The following is a 17,352-nucleotide window of genomic DNA, read 5'->3' as shown; positions in this document are numbered from 1 at the left end:
TTCAACTCCACTTTTCCGAGGTTGCCTTGTGGGTGGGGCCGAGCGTGAGCCCGGGGGTGGTCCGGATCCGGGACGGGACGGCGTGGCGCGGCAGGAGCGCGGCCAGGTGGGCGCGGATCTCGCGCGGTGCGAGGCGTTCGCCCGGGGCGGGGACCACCGTCAGCCCCAGGACCTCCCCGGCCGGGCCCGTCACCGCCTCCGCGTGCGCCTCCAGGACCGAGGGGTGCCGGCGGGCGGCGGACTCGATCTCCTCGGGGGCGAGCCGGTGCCCGTTCACGGACAGCTCGCGGTCCAGCCGGCCGGTGATGCGGATGCCGCCGCCGGGCAGCCGCTCGCCGCGGTCACCGGTGCGGTAGAGGCCGTGTCCGGGCGCTGCGCGCGGGTCGGCGGCGAAGCGCCCCTCGCGGCCGGTCCCGTCGAGGTATCCGAGCGCCAGGCGGGGGCTGCGTACCAGCACCTCGCCGCTGTCCGGGGCGAGCAGCAGCTCGGCTCCGGCCACCCCGGCGCCGATGTCCAGCCCGGCGGAGTCGGGGACGCCGGCCGCGTCGAGGGCGGCGACGTCCACGACGGCGCAGGAGGCGATCTGCGGTGTCTCGGTGGCCCCGTAGGCGTTGACGAGGACCGCGTCACAGGCGCGGCGCAGCCGCCGGGCGAGCCCGGCGCCGAGCCGTGCGCCGCCGGAGACGACCAGCCTCAGCGAGCGCAGGGCGCCGCCGTCCGCCGCGGTGTCCGCGGTGTCCGCGGCGAGCAGCAGTTCCAGCAGGGCCGGGGTGGTGTGCAGGACGGTCGGCGCGGCCTGCCGGAGGAAGCCGAGCAGCGCGGCGGGGTGGGAGAAGACGTCGGCCGGCGGGACGAGGAGGGTTCCGCCGCTGCCGAGCGGGACCAGGACGTCGCGCAGCAGGGGGTCGTGTCCGAGTCCGGCCAGCAGCGCCACCCGGTCGCCCGGGCCGGGGCGGAACGTTTCGGCGTACCAGTCGAGGCCGCGGCGCAGCGCGTCCGGCCCGGCCAGGACCGCGGCGGGGCCGCCCGTCGTTCCCGAGGTCAGCAGGATGTGGCTGCCGCCGTGCGCCGGCCGGGGGCCGGACGTGCCGTACGGTTCCGTGCGGTCTCCGGACAGCCGCCAGCGGGGCCGGACCAGCGCCTCGCAGGCGGCGAGGCGTTCGGCCGGCAGAGCGGCGTCCAGCAGGGCGACGCACGCCCCGGCGGACCAGGCCGCGAGCAGGGTCACCGGCAGGCGCGGGTCCCGGGTGGCGTGCAGGACGGCGGTGTCGCCGGGGGTGACGCCCGCGGCACGCATCCGGGCCGCGGCGGTGTCGATCCGTTCCAGCAGCCGCCGGTAGGTGAGGGTCTCGCCCGGCCCGCTCAGCGCCACGGCGTCCGGGGTGCGCCGGGCGGACTCCCGTACGGGCTCCACCAGGGCGGCCGGGCCGCGGGGGTCAGTGCCGGTCATCTTCGAAGACCACCGTTCGCAGTTCGGAGGTGTAGGGCGCCCCGGAGCGGTCGGTCAGCCAGAGCGAGTCCGCGTCCGGCAGCAGCTCCGACAGGCTGATGTCCGCGCCGCCGCCCTCGCGCGCCGTCCGGCGCACCAGCCCGGCGAGGGTGTTGGTCAGCGGGATGCTGCTGAAGTCCACGAAGACGGGCTTCATCTCCAGCGGCACCGAGCAGAACACCCGCTCGGGCAGGCCGTGCCGTGCCACGAAGGCCCGCATCTGGAGGTACCGGGTGCGTTCGTCGAGCTGGAAGGCCCAGTCGAAGCGGCGGGCCGGCAGTCTCCAGGTCTCGCGGGCGACGGTGAGCCGGCCGATGCCGACCCGGGGCGTGTGGCGCCCGCGCGGCAGCATCCGGAAGGCGTTGACCGTGACCGCCGACAGGTAGTCGCCGATCACCTCGGCCAGCGGGAAGGTCCGCCCGTCCGGCAGGTGCCGCACCACGAGGCCCTCCGCGGTGCGGCCGGCCTCCAGCGCGGCGGCGGGCAGCACCTCGCCGGGCAGGTGGCAGACGTCGTCCTCGCCCAGGGCCCAGTACGTCCAGGCGGGCGACAGCAGCGCCGAGGGCGGGCTGGTGCGGCTGGTGACCGCGCCCCAGCTGCGCGGGGCGGCCAGCATGACGCGGCCCGGCCCGGCGGCCCGTTCGGCGAGGGCGAGGAGCCGCGCCCGGTCCGGGCTCTGCTCGACGAGGGCCCTGGCCTCCACCGTGTTGTACGCGAGGTGCAGTTCGCCGAGGACGAGGTCGAAGTCGCCCCGGTTCACGGCCTCCACCGAAGCGGCGGCCAGCATCACGTCGGGCGAGTGGTGCCGTGCCCCCGCCCAGGGCGGTGCCTCGCAGGCGAACGCCTCGCGTACGGCGGACGCGATGTCCTCGGCCGCCACCTCGTGGCGGCGCACGCCCTCGGGCACGGCGAGGATCCGGGCCCAGCGCCGCTGGAGTTCGGCGGTGGCCTCGGCCGCCAGGGGCGGGGTTCCGGCTCCCGTGTACAGGTCGCGGGTGGCGAGGGCGAGGAGGGAGGTCAGCGGCACCCGGTCCTGCCCGGTCCGCGTCTGCTTGCGGGTCAGGTACGCGTCGAAGCGTTCGAGGTAGGCGGCACCGATCCGGGCGGCCAGCCAGCGGCCGCTGTCCAGTACGAGGGCCAGCGGGTCGGCGAGTTCGCGCAGCACTCCCGCGCCGAAGCCGGCGCTCACCTCGCGGGTGGTGTCCTCGTAGACGAGGGTGCGGCCCGCGTACGTCCGGCCGTGCAGGCGGGTGGCGGACTCGCCGGTCAGCGCTTCGAAGGCGCCGTCGAGCCCGGCGAGCGCGCCGGCCAGCCGCTCGGGGTCGCCGGCGGCGGCCGCGACCCGGTCGCGTGCTCCGGTGAGCGCGTCGAGGTCGCGCAGGGCGGCCTCGCGGGCCGGGGCGTCGGGGACGCGGGCCAGGCGTTCGCGCAGCCGCAGCTCGGGGTGGGTCTCCAGGGGGCCGCCGAGGTCGAGGCGGAGCACGTCGCGGCGCTCCAGTTCCCGCACGGCGTCGGCGACCCGCTGTTCGGGCAGGTCCAGTGCGGCGGCCAGCTCCCGCACCGTGCGCGTGCCGTCGCACCGTAGGAGGACCTCCGCTTCGAGCGGGTCCAGCGGTACGGGCGCGCCGGTGGGGCGCAGGACGGCGCCGTCGCGCACCAGTTGGGCCGGCACGGGGCGGGGCGGCAGTCCGGGGAGCAGCTCGGGCCGGGCGGCGAGGGCGCGGGCGACGAGGTCGACGGCCCAGGACTCGAAGTACACCGTGCGCCGGCCCAGGAGCCCGGTACCGGGCAGTACGCGGGTGTGTTCCGTCGAGGGTTCCCATTCGGCCCAGCCGACGGGGCCGAAGAAGCCGATGGATTCGTTCTTGGTGGCGTAGCGCTGGGCGTAGGCGACGATGGAGGATTCGCGTTTGCGTGCCCGGGCGTCGCGGCGCGAGTCGGCCGTCTCACGGTCCAGGCAGGTGCGTACGAACTCGCGGTTCTGCCAGGTGACGGCCTCGCGGAAGTGCGGGTCGCGGGCGAGTTCGGCGACCGCGGCGGACAGCCGGGCGGCGGCGGTCTCGAAGCGCCCGGCGAACTCGTCCGCCCGCGCCGGCTCGGGGCGGCGCCGGCCCTTGGCGGCGGTGTCCTCGTTCAGCTGGTCGGCGGCGCGTGCCAGCCCGGCGTCGGTGAACGCGTCGACGGTCCGCCAGGGGAAGCCGGGGCCGCGCAGCACCGCGCCCTTCCACAGCCTCCAGCGGCCGTCGCCGAGCGGTATGTGATCCTCTGTCATGGCTTCCCCGGTCACGGTGTTCGCGTTCCCCACTCCTCCAGGGCCCGTCCGCACGCCTCCAGGCGGCGCAGATAGGCGGCGGCAAGCTCTTCTGCGTCCCGGTGGGGCAGCAGCGCGCGGCGGTAGACCACCGCTCCGGACGGCCGGGCCGTAGAGGCGTCCAGTTCGAGCGCGACGAGCCGGCGGCTGGTCAGTTCGCCCGGCAGGCGTACGGCCCGTGTCTCCAGTCCGGGCACGGCGAGCTCGCCGCGCGGTTGGGTGTGGTAGCCGATCCGGGCGTGGTAGCCGGTCGGCAGGTCCAGTGCGCGCAGCACCCTCTGGTAGTGGACGTCGAGCCTGCCCAGTGCCGCGTAGTGGCCCCGGTGCATCGTGGCGACCAGCTCGTGTTCCGTCGTGTCGGGCGTCACGCGCACCGGGCAGAGCAGCATGTTGGTGAGGTCCCCGACCATGTGCTCGGCGCCGCGTGCGTGCCGCAGCGCGACCGGGCCCGCCAGCAGGAAGGACTGCTCCCCCAGGACGTCGGCGATGCCCAGCGCCCAGGCCGCCGAGTGCGCCACGTACGGACTGACCCGGGCCTTTCCGGCGGCCGCGAGCAGCGGGCGCTGGAGCGTCTCGGGTACCTGGACCCAGGCCTTCCCGGCCCGGTGGTCCCCGGCCGTGGCGGCGGCCTCGGCGAGGGTGCCCTCGGGCCGGAAGCCCTCCATCCTGCCCGCCCAGTGGGCGAGATGGCGTTCCCACGGGTCGCCCTGGGAGCGCTGCCGCTGCCAGGCCGCGAAGTCGCGGAACCTGCCGGGCTCGGGCAGCGGGCGGCCCTCGTACAGTGCGCCGAAGTCGCGCAGGGCGATCGCCATCGACCAGCCGTCGCAGGTCAGGTGGTGGAACAGGAACGCGGCGAGGTGGCGGTCGGGGCCCGTGCGGTAGAGCCGTACGCGCAGCTGCGTCTCGCGCCGGACGTCGAAGCTCCGGGCCCGTTCGGCGGCGACCAGGGCGAGCGCCTCCGGGTCTCCCCCGGCCGCCTCGACGTGGCGGACGTCGACCGGGCCGGGTGCGAGGATCCGCTGCGTCCAGCCGTCCGGGCCGTGCTCGAACACCGTGCGCAGTGCCTCGTGGCGGGCGGCCAGCGCCCGGGCCGCGTCGTCGAAACGGGCCGGGTCGACGGGGCCGCGCAGCTCCAGTACGCGGGCCAGGACGTAGGGGTCGCCGTCGGCGGAGTCCCCGGCCTTCGCGAGGAATCCGAGGATGGAGGCCTGGGTGTCGGTCGTCTCCGAGGTCGCGGTCACCGCTGTTCCCCCGCCGGTGCGCGGTCGGGCAGGACGTCGGCCAGCGAACGCAGCAGGGTCGCTCCCGCCGGGTAGGCGGCCGCGGGGACGCCCGGCGCGGGGACGACCAGCAGGCGCGGCCCGGCGGCGGCCGCCGCCCGCGCGCCGTCCGGCGAGTCCTCGAACGCGACGCAGGCCGCGGGCCGGACGCCGAGGACCGCGCAGGCGGTCAGGTACGGCTGCGGGTCGGGCTTGGGGCGGCAGGCTCCGTGCGCGCCGACCACGGCCGACACCTCGTCCCTCAGGCCGACGGCCGCGATCACGGCCCGGACCGCGGGCTCCGGGCTGTTGGACACCACGGCGACCGGCATGTCCCGGGCGAGGGCGCGTACCAGTTCCACGGCACCCGGCATGGGACGTACGCCCTCCCGGGCCACCGCCTCGGCGTAGCGGCCGAGGAGCTGCGCTTCGACCTCGTGCGGCGTCAGGCCGGGGGTGTCGGCGAGTGCGTGGAGGCGTTCCACGGTCCGGGCGATGGACGCCCCGGTCAGTTCCCGGGTCAGCGCGTCCACGTCGGTCTCCCGGCCGAGGGAGCGCAGCACGAGCTCCATGGCGGTGCCCCACAGCGGTTCGGTGTCGACGAGGAGGCCGTCGCAGTCGAAGAGTGCCGCGGCGGCCGGCCGGCCGCCGCGTTCGAGCAGCTCCCTCACGCGGCGGGCCCTTCGGGCTGGTCCCGCAGCCGTGCCATGGCGGCGAGCGGAACCCGGGGCCCGGGGTGCCCGCACTTGAGGGCGCCGGCCCGGTTCCCGAACGCCGCGGCCTCCTGGACGGAGGCTCCGCGCAGCCGGGCGGCGAGGAAGCCGGCGTGGAAGGCGTCCCCGGCTCCGGTGCTGTCGACCACCTCGGCGGGGAAGGCGGCCGCCTGGAAGTGGCGGCCCTCCTCGTCCAGTCCGGTGCAGCCGTCGGCGCCCTTGGTGGCGATCACGACGGCCGGGCCGAGGGCGCGGACGCGGGCGAGCGCCTCGGCCTCGTCGTCCGTCCCGGCGAGGGTGCGGACCACTTCCAGCGGGGCGGCCAGTTCGTCCACGTGGGCGAGGAGCCGGGCGGCGTCCTCGCGGGCGACCTCCAGGTCGGCGAAGACCCGTACGCCCAGGCTGCGGGCGAGTTCGGCGGCGGCCACGGAGGCCTCGAACTCGTGGCCGTCGGTGTAGAAGGCGCGGGTCCGGCGGAGGGCGGCGGAGGGGACGAGGTCGGCGGGGGCGGTGAGCCGCGGGTCCTTGCACATGACGATCGAGCGGGTGCCGGAGGTGGTGTCGACGGCGACGACAGCCACGTGGTTGGGGCAGTCCGGGACGGTGACGGACCCGTCGACGGTGATGCCCGCGTCGGTCATCGAGGCCCGGACCCGCTCGCCCCAGGCGTCGTCGCCGAACATGCCGACGTAGTGGACGGCCAGTCCCAGGCCGGCGAGGTCGACGGCGGCGTTGGAGCCCTGGCCGCCCGCGTGCTGCGTGAGGCTGTCGGCGTGGACCTTCTGGTCGGGGCGCAGGGCTTCCCGGCCGGTGAACACCAGGTCCATGGTGTTGAAGCCGATCACGACGACGTCGCTGGGGTGCATGGTCACTGCTCCTTTCCGGCGGTGGCCGGGGTCAGGCACACCTTGAGGTGGCCGGTGGGTTCGGTACGGTGTCCGGCTTCGAGGTCGACGCCCAGCAGGGCGAAGGCGCGGGCGAACTCCTCCAGGGGGACTTCGGCGGTCACCGCGCCGTCGAGCGGCAGGGCGCCGTTGGCCAGGAGTTCGACCGCGTCGCCGAAGGTGCCGAGCGAGTCGATCGAGCCGATCACCTGGATGCTGTTGTCGGCGATCCGCGCGGGGTCGATGGTGGCGGTGCCGCCGCTCAGTCCCACGAGGAGCAGCTGGCCGCCCGGGTTGAGTACGCCGAGGGCCTCCTCCAGCAGGACGCCGGTGGTGTCCACGACCACGTCGAGGCCGGTGCCCGGCCGGGCCAGGCGCTCGGCCGCCTCGGACAGGGTCCCGACGACGGGCCACAGGCCGGGCAGGGCCTCGCGCAGTGCGCCGGCCCGCGCCGGGGAGGCTTCCACCAGGACGCCGGTGAGCCCCTGCTGGGCCAGCAGCGACGCGTACATGACGCCCATCGGGCCGGCGCCCAGGACGGCGGCGCGCAGCTGGGGGGTGAGGCGGAGCCTGCGTACGCCGGTCATCGCGCAGGACAGCGGCTCGCCCAGCACCATCGCGGGGCGGTCGTTGCCCGCCGGGATCGGGTGGAGGAACGTCCGGGTGGTCAGGTAGTACTCGGCGAACAGGCCGTCGGCGGAGACGCCCGCCTCGGTCTCGTGCTTGCGTGCGCAGTGGTTCTCCCTGCCCGACCGGCAGGGCGGGCAGGAGCCGCAGTAGTACGTCGGGTTGACCACCACGGGGGTGCCGACGGGGAGGTCGGTCACGCCGGGGCCGGTCTCGGCGACCTCGGCGACGCTCTCGTGGCCGAGGACGACGCCCGGTGTGGCGGTGTACTTGCCGGTGGCGATGCCGATGTCGGTGCCGCAGATGCCGGTGCGCCGCACCCGCACCACGACGTCGTCGGGTCCGGTGGCCCAGGGTCTGGGGCGTTCCTCGACGCGCAGGTCGAAGGGGCCGTGGTAGACGAGGGCCTTCATGGGCTCGGGGTGCGTCACGGGCGGTCACTCTCCAGGGTCTTGGTCGCGTCCAGCAGGGCCAGGCGCAGGCGGGCGCAGATCTCGTCCAGGTCGCGTTCGTCGGCGATGAGGGCGGGCCGGACCTTGACGACGTTGCCGAAGCCGTAGCGGGAGCCGCGCAGCACGAGGTCGTGCCCGGATTCGGCGGCGGCGATGGTGGCCCGGGCCAGTTCCGGGTCGGGGGATCCGTCGGGGCGGGACAGCTCGATGCCCCACATGTAGCCGAGGCCGCGGACGTCGCTGATGGCGGGCACTTCGTCGGCGAGGGCGCGCAGCCGGGTGCCGATGGTCGCGCCCAGTGCGTCGACGCGGTCGAGGAAGCCGGGCTGTTCGAGTACGTCGAGGGTGGCGTGGGCGGCGGCGAGGCCGAGGAGGCCGGCGCCGCTGGTGAAGGAGTGGTCGTGGGGGTCCAGGACGTCGAGTTCCTCGCGCATCAGCACGGCGCCGACGGGCAGGCCGATGCCGCCGAGGCCCTTGGCCAGGGTGACGACGTCCGGTTCCAGGCCGAGGTGTTCGGAGGCGAACATGTGGCCGGTGCGGCCGAGGCCCGTCTGGACCTCGTCGGCGATGAGGACGATGCCGTGCCGGTCGCAGATCCGCCGCAGTTCTCTGAAGAACTCGGGCGGCGGCACGATGTTGCCGCCGTTGCCGAGGACGGGCTCGACCAGCACCGCCGCCACGTCGCCGCTGCTGGCGTACTCCAGGAAGTCCTCGATCCGGGTCGCGCACAGTGCCTTGCAGCTCGGATAGGTGGAGTTGTAGAAGCAGCGGTGGCAGTAGGCGCCGGGAACGATCAGCGTCTCGGTGGTGGCGGAGGCGGGGAAGGGCCGGCGGCGGAAGGCGTTGCCGGACATGGCGGTGGTCGCCATGGTCTGGCCGTGGTGCGAGAGGAAGAAGCTGACGACCTGCCGGCGCCCGGTGTACTTCTGGGCGATCTTCACGGCGCACTCGTTGGCGGTGGAGCCGGACACGTCGCGGATCCAGCTGCGGGAGAGGGCGGCCGGGGCGTGGGCGAGGAGCCGGGCGGCCAGGGCGTCACCGGCCGGCCGGGTGAAGCCGGAGCCGGCGTGGGAGATCCGGCCGGCCTGCCGCTGGACGGCCGTGACGACGTGCGGGTGGGCGTAGCCGAGCGGCAGGTTGAAGGTGCCGGAGGCGGCGTCCAGCAGGGTGCGGCCCTCGGGGGTGCGCAGCCACAGGCCGTCGCCGTCCAGTGCGGGCTCGGCGGCGACCGTGCCGAGGGCGGTGGTGTCGGTGGTCACTGGGCCCGCCACCAGGCGGCCGTGTCCGACGGGAGGCTGATCCGGTCGGCGTCGGGGGCGTCGAAGGGGGCGCTGGAGAGCAGCAGTTCACCCGGGCGGGGCAGCTCGACGGGCTCGCCGGTGGTGTTGACCGTGCAGACGACGGCTCCGCGGGCGAAGACCAGGGTGCCGGACGGGCCGGGCCGCCAGTCGAGGGGGCCGTCGCCGAGGTCCTCGGTCTGCCGGCGGATCCGCAGCGCCTCCCGGTACAGGGCCAGGGTGGAGTCCGGGTCCTTGTGCTGGACGGCGGCGCTGAGCCCGGCCCACGCCGCGGGCTGCGGCAGCCAGGTGGGCTCGGCGTCCTCGGGTGCGAAGCCGTAGGGTGCGGCGGTTCCTTCCCAGGGGAGGGGGACCCGGCATCCGTCGCGGCCGCGTTCGGTGTGTCCGGAGCGTTCCCACTGGGGGTCCTGGAGGGCGTCCTCGGGCAGGTCGAGGATCTCGGGCAGGCCGAGCTCGTCGCCCTGGTAGACGTACGCGGCCCCGGGCAGCGCGAGGGTCAGCAGGGCGGCGGCACGGGCGCGGCGCAGGCCCGTTTCGCCGTCGCCGTAGCGGGTGACCACGCGGTGGACGTCGGCGTTGCCGAGTGCCCAGGTGGCGGTGGCGCCGACCGCGGTGTGGGCGGTCAGGGTCCGCTCGATGGTGGTGCGGAGGGCCTCGGCGTCCCAGGGGGCGCAGAGGTAGTCGAAGTTCTGGGTGTGGTGGAGCTCGTCGCCGCGGACGTAGAGGGCGAGCCGGTCCGCGTCGGGGGTGACCGCCTCGGCGACCGCGATGCGCTCGCCCGGGTACTCGTCGAGGATCCGGCGCCACGCGCGGTGGATCTCGTGGACGCCGTCCTGGTCGAAGTAGGGGACGGCCTCGCTGCCGAGCAGTCCGGCCTGGGCGCTGCGGCCGAGGTCGGGCAGCCCGGCGGCCTTCACCAGGCCGTGGGCGTCGGCGATGCGCAGGCCGTCGGCGCCGCGGTCCAGCCAGAAGCGGATGACCGAGCGGAACTCGTCCTGGACGGCCGGGCTGTCGAAGTCGAGGTCGGGCATCTCGGGGGCGAACAGGTGCAGGTACCAGTCGCCGGGCGTGCCGTCGGGGTCGGTGGTGCGGCTCCAGGCCGGGCCACCGAACACCGACTCCCAGTCGTTGGGCGGCAGTTCGCCGTCCGCGCCCTTGCCGGGGCGGAAGTGGTAGCGGGTGCGCAGCGCGGAGCGGGGGCCCTCGCGCAGGGCCCGCTGGAACCAGTCGTGCCGGTCGGAGGTGTGGTTGGGGACCAGGTCCACGATCACCCGCAGACCGAGGGCGTGGGCGTCGCCGATCAGGGCTTCGGCGTCGGCGAGGGTCCCGAACAGGGGGTCGATCGCACGGTGGTCGGCGACGTCGAACCCGCCGTCGACCATGGGCGAGGCGTAGAACGGGGTGATCCACAGGGCGTCGACGCCGAGGTCGCGCAGGTGGGGCAGGCGGGTGCGCAGGCCTGCGAGGTCGCCGACGCCGTCGCCGTTCCCGTCGGCGAAGCTGCGCGGATAGACCTGGTAGACGACGGCATCCCGCCACCAGGCGGCTCCTGTTGTGCCGTGAGCGTGCTGCATCAGTGCAACCAATCGTCGGTGGTGGACATGAGGACTTGGCGCGCCGTGGTGAGGCTAGGAGGCGGATCTTGAGACCGTCAACGGTCTTTCATGAGTTTTCTGCAAGAAATTGCAGCTCAGCGCAGCACGAACGGGGAAGTAACGGGCATTGCCCTGCCCTGCTTGCTGAAATTTTCTGCAAGATCTTCCAGAAGGGGGTTGGTCGGCACTACTGTCCTGCCGAACAAACAGGCCCCCCAGGCCCCCGTCAGAGGAGACCCTCAGTGACCCAGACCGTCGCCGACGCGCCGACGTCCGCCCCGCGGCCGGACGCGGACCACCGCCCCCAGGCCACGCCCGAGTGGTGGCGCGGCGCGGTGATCTACCAGGTGTTCCCCCGCAGCTTCGCCGACGGCAACGGCGACGGCGTCGGCGACCTCCCCGGCGTCCGCTCCCGCCTGCCCCACCTGCGCGACCTGGGCGTGGACGCCGTCTGGCTGTCGCCGATCTTCGCCTCCCCGCAGGTCGACGCCGGCTACGACGTCTCCGACTACCGGCGGATCGAGCCGGTGTTCGGCGACCTCGCCGACGCCGAGGCGCTGATCCGCGACGCCCACGCCCTGGACCTGCGGGTGATCGTGGACCTGGTCCCCAACCACTCCTCCGACCGGCACGAATGGTTCCAGCAGGCCCTGCGCGAGGGCCCCGGCTCCCCGCTGCGCGAGCGCTACCACTTCCGCCCCGGCAAGGGCGAGGACGGCGAACTCCCCCCGAACGACTGGGAGTCGATATTCGGCGGCCCGGCCTGGAGCCGCACCACCGACCCCGACGGCACGCCCGGCGACTGGTACCTGCACCTGTTCGCCCCCGAGCAGCCGGACTTCAACTGGGAACACCCGGCCGTCCAGGACGAGTTCCGCTCGATCATCCGCTTCTGGTTCGACCGCGGCATCGACGGCATCCGCATCGACGTCGCCCACGGCATGGTCAAGGCCGCGGGGCTGCCGGACATCGGCACCAAGGAGCAGCTCAAGCTGCTCGGCAACGACGAGATGCCGTTCTTCGACCAGGACGGCGTCCACGAGATCTACCGCGACTGGCGCCGCGTGCTGAACGAGTACGGCGACGACCGCATCTTCGTGGCCGAGGCCTGGACCCCGACGGTCACCAGCACCGCCAAGTACGTCCGCCCGGACGAACTGCACCAGGCCTTCAACTTCCAGTACCTGGGCACCGACTGGGACGCCGCCCCGCTGCGCGAGGTGATCGACGTGTCGCTGGACGCGATGCGCTCCGTCGGCGCGCCCGCGACCTGGGTACTGTCCAACCACGACGTCACCCGGCACGCCACCCGGTTCGGCAACCCGCCCGGCCGGGGCACCCAGATGCGCACCCCGGGCGACCGCGAACTGGGCCTGCGCCGGGCGCGGGCCGCGACCCTGCTGATGCTCGCCCTGCCCGGTTCCGCGTACGTCTTCCAGGGCGAGGAACTCGGCCTGCCCGAGGTCGTCGACCTGCCCGACGAGGTCCGCCAGGACCCGTCCTTCTTCCGCCACAACGGCCAGGACGGCTACCGCGACGGCTGCCGCGTCCCGATCCCGTGGTCCGGCACCGAGGCCCCGTACGGCTTCGGCCCGGAAGGCGGCCCGAGCTGGCTGCCGCAGCCCGCCGAGTGGGCCTCGCTCAGCGTCGAGGCGCAGACCGGCGACCCCACCTCCACCCTGGAGCTCTACCGCAGCGCCCTGGCGGTCCGGCGCCGGCACCCCGCGCTCGGCGCCGGCGACCGGGTCACCTGGCTGGACGCCCCGGCCGGGGTGCTCGCCTTCCGCCGCGACAGCGCCGAGGGCTCGTTCGTCTGCACCGCCAACATCACCGGTGCGCCGGTGGAGATGACGGCTCCCGGCGAGGTCCTCCTCGCCTCCACCGACGCGGGGCCCGCCGGGCCGGTCGCCGTGATCGAGCCGGACACCACCGTCTGGTGGGCGGTCTGACCCCACGCGCGGGCGGTGCGGCCGGGCACCCCGCCCGGCCGCACCGCCTCCGTCCGTCCCGCCCCGCCCCGCTGTGAGGAGTTCCCCATGGACACGGACACGACGCCCCACCTGGTGTGGGACTGGAACGGCACCCTGCTCGACGACGCGCCGCTGATCGCGCAGGCCATGAACGCCGCCTACCGGGCGGCCGGGCTGGCCCCCATCACGTACGACCGCTACCGCGCGGCCTTCTCCCTCTCCTCGGCGGACCTGATCCGGCGCACCCACGGAACAGTGCCCGACCAGGACGCCCTGGCGAGGATGGCGGCCGCCTACCACGCGCACTACCGGAGCGGCAGCGCCTCCCTCGCCGTCGACGCACTGGAGGCCCTCGCCCTCGCCGACCGGCAGGGCGTACCCCAGTCCCTGCTGTCGCTCCACCCCGCACAGGCCCTGTCCGCCGCACTGGCCGGACACGGTCTCGCCGACCGCTTCACGCTGGTCACCGGCCGTACGGGAGACGCCTCCGGCGGCAAGCACCCGCGGCTGCTGGACCATCTGGCGGCGCTGGCCGGGGCGGGCGTGGCACCCGGCAGGGTCGTCCTGATCGGCGACACGGAGGACGACGGCGACGCCGCCCGCCGCGCGGGGGTCCGCGCCGTCCTGCACACGGGCGGCGTCCAGGACCGGGCCGGCCTGGCACGCGCCGGCTGGCCCGTCGCCGATTCCCTTCCGGCGGCCGTCCGGATGGCGACCGCCGGCTGACGCCCCCCGGGGGGCCGCCCGCGGGGCTCCTCGTACGGCGGCGGTCACGGAGCGGGGTGCTGCGGCAGGGCCGCGTACGCGCTGGTGGATCCGTCGGGCAGGCGCCGGAGCCGGCTGCTCTGCGCCAGTGCCGCCACGATGCCCAGGCCGCGCCCCGACTCGTCACCGGCCCCGGCCGGCCCGCCGGGCCGGGTGGGGAACGGGTCCGCCGCGACCGGGTCGAAGCGTATGGAACGGCGGGGAGCAGCGGATGGACCGGTGCGCGAGGCGTTCCTGCGCCCTCAGGCCGAGGGGTTCCTGCGCCTGTACCCCAAGCGCGGTGCGCAGGTCGTACCGGTCCCGCTGTCGGCCGGCCGGGACATCCTGCAGGCCCGCATGCTCCTGGAGCTCTTCGCCTTCGACTCGGTCGCCGGGCGCGGCGATGAGGCCGTACGCGCCCTCGGTGCCGAGCTGACGGCGGTGACGGCGGTGACGGAACAGCACCACGCCATCGCCCACGCCCTCACCTCGGGCGACGGGGCGGCCGCGCGCATCCTCCTGAGCGAGCACCTCACGGCGATCCTGCGCCGCCTGGGCCTGCACGACCGGCCGCTGACCCTGCCCGCTCCCCCGGCAGCGACCGCATAACGCCTCGCGCCGGACCGGGAGCCCAGGCCGGCAGGGTCACGCGAGGGACTCCGGCGCCGGCACGGTGAGGGCCAGCGCTCCGGCCACGGAGGCGAAGGCGCGCTCCATGTGCGCGGCGAGTCCTCCCCGGCCGCCCCCGTCCCCATCCCCGTCCCCATCCCCGCCCCCGTCCCCGCCCCCGTCCCGCTGGACGGTCCAGTCCTGGACGGCACAGCGCCAGGCCGAGACGGCGATGTCGAGGGCGATGCGCAGCCTCGGATCGGAAGGGTCCAGCGGGGCGAGGCGCTCGCCGAGCAGGGCGAGGATGACCTCGGTGGTCTCGGCGCAGTGGCGGAGGCTGTGGGCGGCGAGCTGGGGGGTCCGCCCGATCAGCCGGCACAGGACGAGGAACTGGCTCTCCCACCCCTCGTCCATCCGCTCCAGCGTGGCGGCGTGGGCGCGGTGGAGCGCTTCGACGAGGCTTCCGGAGGGCTGGAGCTCGCCGAGCAGTTCCAAGTGGGCTTCCCAGTAGAGCTTCTGCGGCGCCAGGGCCACGTCCTCCTTGGACGTGAAGTACCGGAAGAAGGTCCGCTTGGAGATCTCCACCTCGTCGGTGATGTCGTCCAGCGTGGTGCTCTCGAACCCGTCCCGGGTGTAGCGCTCCAGGGCCGTGGCGACCAGCGACTGCCGGGTGCGCAGCCGTTTGCGCTCACGCAGCGGCAGGCTCCTGTCCGCCCCTGCGGCGCCCCGATCCGCCGTACCGCTCGTCCCACCGGCCATACGGAGGAGTCTAGGGCCACGACCGGCAACTGCACATCAGCGCAGTGTGCCACTGAGCAGCAAATGCCACTGAGTGGCACAATGGGTGGCGAGGGAATCACCCCACCCCGTCAGGAGGACCCCATGCATGCCGTGATCGTCGACGACTCCGCACCCGGACGCCTGCGCCTGGCCGAGGACGTGCCGGACCCCGCACCGGCACCCCACCAGGCCCTGGTCAGGGTTCACGCCGTCTCGCTGAACCCCGCGGAGTTCACCTACCTGCTGCCGCAGGCCGCCCCCGGCAGCGTCCTGGGCTGGGACGCCGCCGGCGTCGTGGAGCGGGCGGCCGCCGACGGCTCCGGCCCAGCCGCCGGCACACCGGTCATCACCCTCGGCGTCTCCGGCGCCTGGGCGCAGCTGCGCGCCGTGGACACCACGCAGATCGGCACGGTGCCGGACGGCGCCGACCTCGGCCCGCTCGCCACCCTCCCGGTCGCCGCCGGAACGGCCCTGCGGGGCCTGCGCCGCCTCGGTCCGATCCTCGGGCGCCGCGTCCTGATCACCGGCGCGGCCGGCTCCGTCGGCCGGTACGCCGTCCAGCTCGCCGCCCTCGGCGGCGCCCACGTCATCGCCGCCGCCCGCGACGAGGACCGCGCACGCGAACTGCGCGAACTGGGCGCCCACGAGACCGTGGCCTCCCCCGCCGACCTCACCACCCCCGTATGGGGGGCCGTGGACCTGGTGGGGGGCGATGTCACCGCCGACGCCTACCGCTGCGTGGACGAGGGAGGCACTCTGGTCACCCTCGGAGCCGCGTCCGGTACCGCCACGACCTTCCCGCCCGGTGCCCTGATGGCCGACCCCGCCCGCCCCAACCGTCAGATCGCCACCGTCCTCGGCCTCGCCGACCGCGCCGATCTGACCTGGCTCGCCGAACAGACGGCGGCGGGACGACTGCGGCCCCACATCTCCTGGCGCGGCGCCTGGACCGACGCCGCCGACACCATCACCGCCGTCCGCTCCGGCCGCCTCCCCGGCAAGGCCGTCCTCACCCTCGACTGACCCGACCGCGCCTACTGCGGTGCCGGTCGGTGGCGCAGGGCGGTGAACATGAGGAGAGCGGCCACCGGCAGGAGCAGTGCGGCGCTGATGGTGCTGAGCAGGCCGTAACCGGCCTGGGCCATGACCAGGCCGGCGAGGACGCTGCCGATGGCGGCCGCCGCTGACATCGCCAGGCTGCTCAGGCCCTGTGCGGCGGCCCGGGCGGACAGGGGCACCGAGTCGGTGAGCAGGGCCGAGCCGGCGACGGTGCCGGCGGACCAGCCCAGGCCGAGCAGGAAGAGGCCCGCCGCGCTCTGGGCATGGCCGCCGGACGCGGTGCCGGCGACCAGGGCGGCGATCGGGAGCAGTCCCGCGGCGAGGCCGATGCCGGTCAGGCGGCCGGCCCGGTCTGCGAGCCGGCCCATGAGCGGCGAGAAGGCGAACATGCCGCCGATGTGGCAGCTGACGACCAGGCCGACGAGGTCGAGGTCCGCGCCGTGGTGGGCGAGTTCGACGGGGGTCATCACCATGATCGAGATCATGGTGGTGTGGCAGACCGTGAGGGTGAGCAGGGCGAGCCGCGCCCTGGGTGAGGCCTTGACGGCGGCCAGCCCGGCCCGCCACAGAGGGCCCTCGGACGGCTGGTCGTCGGAGGTGCCCAGGGCGCGGGCGGTGAGCAGCGGGTCGGGGCGCAGGAGCACGGCGATCAGCGTGCCGGTGAGGGTGAAGACGGCGGCGGCCCAGACGAAGGGGCCGGCGGCCGCGGGTATGGCGGTTCCGGCGAACATCTCACCGGCGGGGGCGGTGAGGTTGGGGCCGACGACGGCGCCGACCGTGGAGGCCCAGACGACCGCGGAGATGGCGCGGGCACGGCGCTCGGGCGGGGCGAGGTCGGCGGCGGCGAAGCGGCCCTGAAGACCGGCGGAGGACGCGGTGCCGAAGGCGGCCATGCCGAGCAGGAGCAGCGGGAAGCTCTCGACCGAGACGGCCAGGACGACGAGGCCCGCCCCGAGGGTGGCGGTCGCGTAGCCCGCGAGCAGCCCGGCACGCCGCCCGTGGGTGTTCGCCAGTGCCGCGAGCGGCAAGGCGGCCAGGGCGGCTCCGACCACCGCTGCCGTGGTGGCGAGGCCTGACAGGGACTCGGTGCCGCTGATCTCGGCGGCCGGCGTCGGGGTCAGCGCGGTACTCAGGGGCACGCCCAGGCTGCCCAGCATCTCCTTGGCGACCAGAACGGTGGTGATCCGCCGCTGGACGGCGGGCAGGTCCGCCTCGGAAACCGCCGGCCGGGCCGCTCCGGCGGTGCGGGACGGTTCGGGCGGCTTCCGGTGGGAGGGGGTCACAGCAGACACCCCCGTCGCCCGCGGGCGGACATGACGGGGCAGGCGGCGGCAGGATTCACCGCGGCAGTGTCCCACCCGCCCACCGGCCCGGGGTAAGGCGAGAACCAGACGTGCGGACTCGGGCCATGCCCCGCCTCACGAGCGGTTACGGCCGCCGCGGCCTTGCGCTCAGCCGGGCCGCGCAGCCTGCCACGTCCACGACGTGCGGCGCGGGCGTCCGTCCAGTGCGCCGCGGCCCGTACACCACAGCAGCACGTCGGCGGGGTCCCCCGGCGGCGC

At 75.1% G+C, this 17,352-nt stretch carries 14 protein-coding genes; 4 read left to right on the top strand and 10 right to left on the bottom strand.

Features of this window, described 5'->3' with window-relative positions; genetic code table 11:
- Position 1 precedes the first annotated feature (1 nt).
- From ACQKM2_RS23160 to ACQKM2_RS23125, 8 genes are read right to left on the bottom strand one after another with little or no spacing between them, the layout of a single operon-like run.
- Positions 2-1,450, bottom strand: a complete 1,449-nt coding sequence (locus ACQKM2_RS23160; protein WP_427712584.1) for an AMP-binding protein — start codon at positions 1,448-1,450, stop codon at positions 2-4.
- The gene (locus ACQKM2_RS23155) at positions 1,437-3,761 is read right to left on the bottom strand and encodes a lantibiotic dehydratase (RefSeq protein ID WP_427712581.1); all 2,325 of its coding nucleotides are present in this window, start codon (positions 3,759-3,761) and stop codon (positions 1,437-1,439) included. Before ACQKM2_RS23155 ends, ACQKM2_RS23160 begins: the two co-directional genes overlap by 14 nt.
- Before the next feature lie 11 nt (positions 3,762-3,772).
- Positions 3,773-5,041, bottom strand: a complete 1,269-nt coding sequence (locus tag ACQKM2_RS23150; protein ID WP_427712578.1) for a condensation domain-containing protein — start codon at positions 5,039-5,041, stop codon at positions 3,773-3,775.
- Positions 5,038-5,730 carry an HAD family hydrolase gene (locus ACQKM2_RS23145; protein WP_427712575.1) on the bottom strand — a complete coding sequence of 231 codons (693 nt, stop codon included), beginning with the start codon at positions 5,728-5,730 and terminating at the stop codon, positions 5,038-5,040. The genes ACQKM2_RS23150 and ACQKM2_RS23145 overlap by 4 nt, the downstream gene beginning before the upstream one ends.
- Positions 5,727-6,638, bottom strand: a complete 912-nt coding sequence (locus ACQKM2_RS23140; RefSeq protein ID WP_427712572.1) for a carbohydrate kinase family protein — start codon at positions 6,636-6,638, stop codon at positions 5,727-5,729. The genes ACQKM2_RS23145 and ACQKM2_RS23140 overlap by 4 nt, the downstream gene beginning before the upstream one ends.
- Positions 6,639-6,640: 2 nt before the next feature.
- Entirely contained in the window at positions 6,641-7,714 is a 1,074-nt protein-coding gene (locus ACQKM2_RS23135; RefSeq protein ID WP_427712568.1) for a zinc-dependent alcohol dehydrogenase, read from the bottom strand.
- Positions 7,711-8,994, bottom strand: coding sequence for an aspartate aminotransferase family protein (locus ACQKM2_RS23130; RefSeq protein ID WP_427712566.1), 1,284 nt, complete (start codon positions 8,992-8,994; stop codon positions 7,711-7,713). The genes ACQKM2_RS23135 and ACQKM2_RS23130 overlap by 4 nt, the downstream gene beginning before the upstream one ends.
- Entirely contained in the window at positions 8,991-10,607 is a 1,617-nt protein-coding gene (locus ACQKM2_RS23125; protein ID WP_427712563.1) for a glycoside hydrolase family 13 protein, read from the bottom strand. Before ACQKM2_RS23125 ends, ACQKM2_RS23130 begins: the two co-directional genes overlap by 4 nt.
- A gap of 263 nt (positions 10,608-10,870) precedes the next feature.
- Here ACQKM2_RS23125 and ACQKM2_RS23120 point away from each other — a divergent pair, with 263 nt between their 5' ends.
- The 3 genes from ACQKM2_RS23120 to ACQKM2_RS23110 all read left to right on the top strand — a co-directional run bounded on the left by ACQKM2_RS23120 (position 10,871) and on the right by ACQKM2_RS23110 (position 13,951).
- The gene (locus ACQKM2_RS23120) at positions 10,871-12,577 is read left to right on the top strand and encodes a glycoside hydrolase family 13 protein (RefSeq protein ID WP_427712560.1); all 1,707 of its coding nucleotides are present in this window, start codon (positions 10,871-10,873) and stop codon (positions 12,575-12,577) included.
- Positions 12,578-12,664: 87 nt separating this feature from the next.
- Positions 12,665-13,324, top strand: coding sequence for an HAD family hydrolase (locus ACQKM2_RS23115; protein ID WP_427712558.1), 660 nt, complete (start codon positions 12,665-12,667; stop codon positions 13,322-13,324).
- A gap of 258 nt (positions 13,325-13,582) precedes the next feature.
- On the top strand, positions 13,583-13,951 hold the full coding sequence (locus ACQKM2_RS23110) for a hypothetical protein (protein ID WP_427712556.1): 369 nt from the start codon (positions 13,583-13,585) through the stop codon (positions 13,949-13,951).
- A gap of 36 nt (positions 13,952-13,987) precedes the next feature.
- Here ACQKM2_RS23110 and ACQKM2_RS23105 read toward each other — a convergent pair whose 3' ends face one another.
- On the bottom strand, positions 13,988-14,710 hold the full coding sequence (locus ACQKM2_RS23105; protein ID WP_427712553.1) for a TetR family transcriptional regulator: 723 nt from the start codon (positions 14,708-14,710) through the stop codon (positions 13,988-13,990).
- Between the two features lie 123 nt (positions 14,711-14,833).
- Between ACQKM2_RS23105 and ACQKM2_RS23100 the strand changes: the two genes are divergently transcribed.
- Positions 14,834-15,754, top strand: a complete 921-nt coding sequence (locus tag ACQKM2_RS23100; RefSeq protein WP_427712550.1) for a zinc-binding dehydrogenase — start codon at positions 14,834-14,836, stop codon at positions 15,752-15,754.
- 11 nt (positions 15,755-15,765) lie between these two features.
- Here ACQKM2_RS23100 and ACQKM2_RS23095 read toward each other — a convergent pair whose 3' ends face one another.
- The gene (locus tag ACQKM2_RS23095) at positions 15,766-17,073 is read right to left on the bottom strand and encodes an MFS transporter (protein ID WP_427712547.1); all 1,308 of its coding nucleotides are present in this window, start codon (positions 17,071-17,073) and stop codon (positions 15,766-15,768) included.
- Positions 17,074-17,352: the final 279 nt, after the last annotated feature.

Source organism: Streptomyces sp. NPDC004126 (assembly GCF_050275515.1).
Classification (GTDB): domain Bacteria; phylum Actinomycetota; class Actinomycetes; order Streptomycetales; family Streptomycetaceae; genus Streptomyces.
This window is presented reverse-complemented; position numbering and strand designations above follow the sequence as displayed.

What these genes read in the sequence shown, in the direction of transcription:
- ACQKM2_RS23160 (WP_427712584.1), bottom strand. Translation starts at nt 1,450, where the DNA reads ATGACCGGCACTGACCCCCGCGGCCCGGCCGCCCTGGTGGAGCCCGTA.
- ACQKM2_RS23155 (WP_427712581.1), bottom strand. Translation starts at nt 3,761, where the DNA reads ATGACAGAGGATCACATACCGCTCGGCGACGGCCGCTGGAGGCTGTGG.
- ACQKM2_RS23140 (WP_427712572.1), bottom strand. Translation starts at nt 6,638, where the DNA reads ATGCACCCCAGCGACGTCGTCGTGATCGGCTTCAACACCATGGACCTG.
- ACQKM2_RS23125 (WP_427712563.1), bottom strand. Translation starts at nt 10,607, where the DNA reads ATGCAGCACGCTCACGGCACAACAGGAGCCGCCTGGTGGCGGGATGCC.
- ACQKM2_RS23115 (WP_427712558.1), top strand. Translation starts at nt 12,665, where the DNA reads ATGGACACGGACACGACGCCCCACCTGGTGTGGGACTGGAACGGCACC.
- ACQKM2_RS23105 (WP_427712553.1), bottom strand. Translation starts at nt 14,710, where the DNA reads ATGGCCGGTGGGACGAGCGGTACGGCGGATCGGGGCGCCGCAGGGGCG.
- ACQKM2_RS23100 (WP_427712550.1), top strand. Translation starts at nt 14,834, where the DNA reads ATGCATGCCGTGATCGTCGACGACTCCGCACCCGGACGCCTGCGCCTG.